Source organism: Lujinxingia vulgaris (assembly GCF_007997005.1).
Lineage (GTDB): Bacteria > Myxococcota_A > Bradymonadia > Bradymonadales > Bradymonadaceae > Lujinxingia.
This window is the reverse complement of the sequence record NZ_VOSL01000098.1, coordinates 1-4,733: the sequence shown is the minus strand read 5'-3', so window position 1 is coordinate 4,733 and position 4,733 is coordinate 1. Positions and strand designations below refer to the sequence as shown.

The 4,733-nt window shown below is 65.3% G+C and carries 5 protein-coding genes; 1 reads left to right on the top strand and 4 read right to left on the bottom strand.

Annotated features, from left to right (window positions below; all coding sequences use genetic code 11):
- The 4 genes from FRC96_RS16145 to FRC96_RS16130 all read right to left on the bottom strand — a co-directional run.
- Positions 1-569 (bottom strand): hypothetical protein (locus tag FRC96_RS16145; RefSeq protein ID WP_146975939.1); only part of this gene is annotated, 569 nt, incomplete at its 3' end.
- Positions 570-682: 113 nt separating this feature from the next.
- The gene (locus FRC96_RS16140; RefSeq protein ID WP_230470336.1) at positions 683-1,852 is read right to left on the bottom strand and encodes a THUMP domain-containing protein; all 1,170 of its coding nucleotides are present in this window, start codon (positions 1,850-1,852) and stop codon (positions 683-685) included.
- Between the two features lie 236 nt (positions 1,853-2,088).
- A complete protein-coding gene (locus FRC96_RS16135; RefSeq protein ID WP_146975935.1) occupies positions 2,089-2,472 on the bottom strand; it encodes a VOC family protein in 384 nt (127 codons plus the stop codon).
- Between the two features lie 40 nt (positions 2,473-2,512).
- The gene (locus FRC96_RS16130) at positions 2,513-4,033 is read right to left on the bottom strand and encodes a sigma-54-dependent transcriptional regulator (RefSeq protein WP_146975933.1); all 1,521 of its coding nucleotides are present in this window, start codon (positions 4,031-4,033) and stop codon (positions 2,513-2,515) included.
- Between the two features lie 265 nt (positions 4,034-4,298).
- Between FRC96_RS16130 and FRC96_RS16125 the strand changes: the two genes are divergently transcribed.
- A complete protein-coding gene (locus FRC96_RS16125; protein WP_146975932.1) occupies positions 4,299-4,583 on the top strand; it encodes a YiaA/YiaB family inner membrane protein in 285 nt (94 codons plus the stop codon).
- The last annotated feature ends 150 nt before the right edge of the window (positions 4,584-4,733 follow it).

Sequence of the window (4,733 nt, the reverse complement as noted above, 5' to 3'; positions counted from 1 at the left end):
ATCAGGCTCATCGCCGCGGCCAGCACCAGCGCGCCGGTGGAGCCGGCGCCACCGGCCACCGCGCAGCCGCCGCCTTCGGCGCCTTCGTTGCGCACCTGCACCGGCGCGCTCGTCTCGCCATCTCGGCCCCATGCGTCGACCCAGGTGGCGGTGATCTCGGCGTCAATCGGCTCGTACATCGTATCGAGGTCACTCCAGATAAAGGTGACCTCATCTTCCTCACCGGTGAGCACGAGCGGAAACTCGGGAAGCAAAAGCGAGCCGGGGTGTTCGCCCTCGATCGCAAAGCGAAGCCCGCCGGCATCCCGATCATAGCCTTCGACCGAGAGCGTCAGAAAGGCGGTGTCGTCGCAGCTTGTGGCCACCTCGCTGCAGCCCTCGCGCCGCGGGGTCTCAGAGCGCTTGATGCTTTCTACTTGCAGCGTCACCGCCGGCGGCAGATCGACGGGCTCGGTGGGCTCTTCCTCCAGAAACACCATCGGCTCCTGGTTCAAACCGATGGAGCAAGCCCAGGCGATGCTCACTGTCGAGAGCCCCAGCGCGCCCGCTGCGACAAGTCCCACTGCCACCTTTTTTACCTGCGCGTTGCTCCGCATACCGCCTCCCGAGAACTCAACCTAACCCGTTGAGAGATAAGCACTTTCCGACAAAACCACAATCGACACACGCTGGCGAACTTCGCTCAGCGACGCTCCCGCAACGAGAAATTCAGCAGCACGCACTCGAGCGCGCCGTTGTAGATCGAATACACCTTATCGGCGCGCACACCGAGTTTAAAGCCCAGCTCCTTCGACCCCGTGAGCACCGAGGCCTGCCAGCCGCCAAAACGGCCCTTGAGCGACTCGCCAAGCTCGCGGTGGGTCTGCTCGGCCTGGCCATCGGCGCCCAGACGCTCGCCATAAGGCGCGTTGGTGACCACCAGGCCGGGGCGCGTGGCGAGCATCGGCGGGGTGATCTCGGTGACCGGGCGGCGAGAGTAGCGGATGATGGCGTCGAGCCCGGCTTTCTCGGTGTTGGCGCGGGCGGTGCGCAGGATAGAGCCGTCGATGTCGGTGCCCACGTAGGTGCCGAGTCTGGGGCGACCGACCTCATAGCGCTCCTGCGCCTCGGCCAGGATTTTGGCCCAGACGAGCTCATCGTGTTGCAGCCAGCTGTCGAAGCCGAAGCTGTCGCGCACAAGACCCGGGGCGCAGTCGGCGGCCATCAGCGCGCCCTCGATCAGCAGGGTGCCCGAGCCGCACATCGGATCAAAAAGGGGCGCGCCCTCTTTTGCGAGTTCCGGCCAGCCGGCGCGGATCAAGACGGCGGCGGCCACGTTCTCTTTGAGCGGCGCCGTGCCCGAGTCCGCCCGGTAGGAGCGCTTATGCAGGCTCTCGCCGGCCAGATCAATGCTGATCGTCGCCTCATCGCGGTCGATGTGGCAGTTAATCTTCACGTCGGGCTGGCGAAGATCGACCGAGGGTCGGCGCCCGAAGCTGTCGCGAAACTGGTCGACGACGGCGTCTTTGACCTTGAGCGCCCCGAATTTGGTGTGGGTGATCTCGGAGTTTCGCGAGGTGAAGTTCACCGCCAGCGTGCCGTCGACCGAGAGGTGCTCATCCCAGGCGATGGTGCGCACGCCCTCATAGAGCGCCTCGGGGCTGGGGGCGCGAAAGCTCTTGAGTTGCAGGAGCACCGTGTTGGCCAGCCGGCTCCACATCACCGCGCGGTAGCCCACCTCGATCGGCCCCTCAAAGAACACACCGCTGACGGTCTGGCGCACCTTTCGGGCGCCAAGCCCTTTGAGCTCCTCTTCGAGGAGCAGCTCCAGGTGTTTGGGGCAGGTGGCAAAAAAGGAGTGGGTGGCGGCCATCGTCATCTCAGCGGGTGGGGAGGCGGTGAAGGGGCAAAACGCCCGGCGTCTCAGGCGCCGGGGGTGGGACTGGCAGGCTTATACAGCATCGCGCCGGCCGGCGCATGTGTCGCACTCCTCCCCCGAGCCCGCAACCCCTGCCCGACAAAATACGCTGTGCGATCAAGCACTTACAACGCACACCCGCGTTCAAGTTACCCCGGGGCAACGATCGCAATGCCATGCCCCCGCATCGCTCAGCGCTGCTCGGTGGCCACCCACCAGGTGTTGCCCCCGGGGCCTTTGAAGCCGCCACGCATGTCGCCGTCGGGCTTCTTCTCGGGGGGCTGCACGCCCTCGGCGCCCGAGGCCAGCGCCCGCTCGTAGACCGCCATCGCGTCGGGCACATACACATGCAGGTGTGTCGGCTGAGACGCCCAGTCTCCCTGCGCCTCCCCCATCATCACCACGCTATCGTCGATGCGGTACTCCACATGCATCACCGAGCCATCCTCTCGGGTGTGTTCGCGCAGGATGGTGGCGTCGAAGACGGTCTCCAGAAAACGGCCCACCTCCCGGGCGTCGGCGACGATCAGGTAGGGCGAGAGCGAAGGGTAGGATTCGGGTTTGAACATGCTCATAATAAGAACCTCCTTTGAGGTGACGCGAAGTCGCGATGTTTTAAAGCTCGTCTTCAATGTAGCGACGGGCTGTGCGGCGGTCGATATCGGCCTGGCGCGCCACCTCTTCGTAGGTGCCGCTGCGCGCATAAAGCAGCCGGCAGTAGGCCTGTTGCAGCTCGCGCATCGTCAACGCGCCGGCGTCGATGCGCGCGCCCAGCTCAGCGGCGACCAGGCTGAGCTCCGGGGTGTCGAGCGACTGCGGGCGGTCCTGGCGAAGATCGCCCCGGTAGGGCGCGCCCAGCAGGGTGCGGCGCACCGCCTGCTCCAGCTCCCGCACGTTGCCCGGCCAGGCGTAGCCCTCAGGCAGGCTCGCGCCCAGCGAGGCGACCACCTCACGAAAGAGCCCCTCATCGGGCTGGCCGAGGATGCGCTCCACGCTATGCGCCACGAGCTCCTTGAGCTCAGCGGGCTCCTCGCGCAGGCGCTCGGCCAGCGAGGGCACCTCGATCACGTCGGAGCAGAGGCGGTAATAGAAGTCGTCACGAAACCGCCCCTCCTCGCGCGCTTGCCCGATGTCACGGTTGGTCGCGGCGACCACTCGCCCCTCAAAGCGCTGCTCCTCGTGGCCGCCCACCGGCACAAAGACCCGCTCCTGCAGCACGCGCAGAAGTTTGATCTGGGTGGGGAGGCTCGTCTCGCCAATCTCATCGAGAAAGATCACCCCGTGGCGCGGGCAGCGCCCGAACACCCCCTCGTGGGCCTCGATCGCGCCGGTGAACGCGCCCTTTTTATGGCCAAAAAGCTCCGACTCGATCAGCGTCTCGGGAAACTGCGAGAGGTTTAAGGGCACGAAGAGGTCGCTAAAACTCAAGGCGAAGCGCCCGGCCTGATCGTCAAAGGGGATCCAGCTCGACGCACCCAGCACCGAGGCCGCTGCGCCCTTGCCGCTGCCGGTGGGGCCAATGAGAAAGATCGAAAAATCCTCCATCCGATCCCAGAGCCGCGCCTCGTAGCGGGCCAGGTCGTCGGTGAAGATCGCCTGCCACAAGCGCGCGCGCAGCCTCTGCATCGAGGGGGACTGCCCCTTGAGGCGCTCCCGCGCCATGAAGAAGGCGCGGCGCATCTGATAAAAGATGCCCACAAAACGCGCGGCCCGCTCCGGGCTCATGCCCCGCTCCACCAGCCGGCGCACCACGTCGAGGCCGAAGGTGGCCTTGACGGGGCGGCTGCCGGCCTCCAGCTGGCGGGTGACCAGCGCGTCGAACTCGGGCACGAAGACGTGAAAGGTATCAAAAAGCAGGGCCACCTCGACCAGGTGGCGGTCTTCGCCCTCAAGGGTGTTGAGATCGAGGGGCCAGAGGCGGTCGAGCTCAGCGCGCACCGCGCTCAGCGCGGCGTCGAGCTCCGGGTTGGCGGAGTCAGCCGACGATGACGAGGTCGCCTCCTGAGCGGGGTCGCGGGGCGTTTGAAGGGTCGCAGCAAGGCGCCGGTCGCGCCGAGCCCGCTCTTCGGAGAAGGGGTTGGCGAAGGCCGCGGCAGCGACCTCGCGGAAGAAGGCACGGGCGTCCGAACTCAACATCTTCGGCTCCTACATAAAATGAACACATTTTGTTCATTTTATGTATACCACCTGATGCCGCCCCGACAAAAGCGCGACAGCTGCACGCGTAACCCGAACACACCCACAAATCAAAAACACCTTATAAATCAAGCACTTAACATCATTTGCCGCCCTGATTGAAAAACCTGGCACGAGGTGTGCGATAGGGTGGGGATACGTGGCGAACGCATGCGGCTTCGCCCCCACACAGCGACGGATTTTAGCGATGCGCGAGGAGCACACCATGGAACATCCGACGATTCAAAAAGACACCAACGCGTGGATCTTTCAGGTCTGGGCGTCCTTTCTGCTGGCCTCGACGATCACCGTCACCGGCATCGCCTACCTGCCGGTCGACCTGTGGATGAAGGGCTTTTTGTTGATGGGCGTGCTCTTTACCCTGGGCTCGGCGTTCACCCTCTCCAAAACCATTCGCGATAACCACGAGGCGCAGCGTTTGATCAACCGGGTGAGCGACGCCAAGGCCGAGAAGATCCTGCGGGAGTTTGAGATGCGCGATGTGGCCTGAGTGTTCGCCCGCGGCAGGCTCACTCGCTTAAGGCGAGCAGGAGCGCTTCGAGGCGCTCCTGCCCGCCGGTGGCGCCCAGCGCGCGGTGCTGGGCGATGGCGCTACGCAGCGCCTGGCGCGCCTCGGGGAGCCGGCCGGCGCGGCGAGCAA

Coding starts and splice junctions, on each gene's coding strand:
- FRC96_RS16140 (WP_230470336.1), bottom strand. CDS start 1,852: ATGGCCGCCACCCACTCCTTTTTTGCCACCTGCCCCAAACACCTGGAG.
- FRC96_RS16135 (WP_146975935.1), bottom strand. CDS start 2,472: ATGAGCATGTTCAAACCCGAATCCTACCCTTCGCTCTCGCCCTACCTG.
- FRC96_RS16130 (WP_146975933.1), bottom strand. CDS start 4,033: ATGTTGAGTTCGGACGCCCGTGCCTTCTTCCGCGAGGTCGCTGCCGCG.
- FRC96_RS16125 (WP_146975932.1), top strand. CDS start 4,299: ATGGAACATCCGACGATTCAAAAAGACACCAACGCGTGGATCTTTCAG.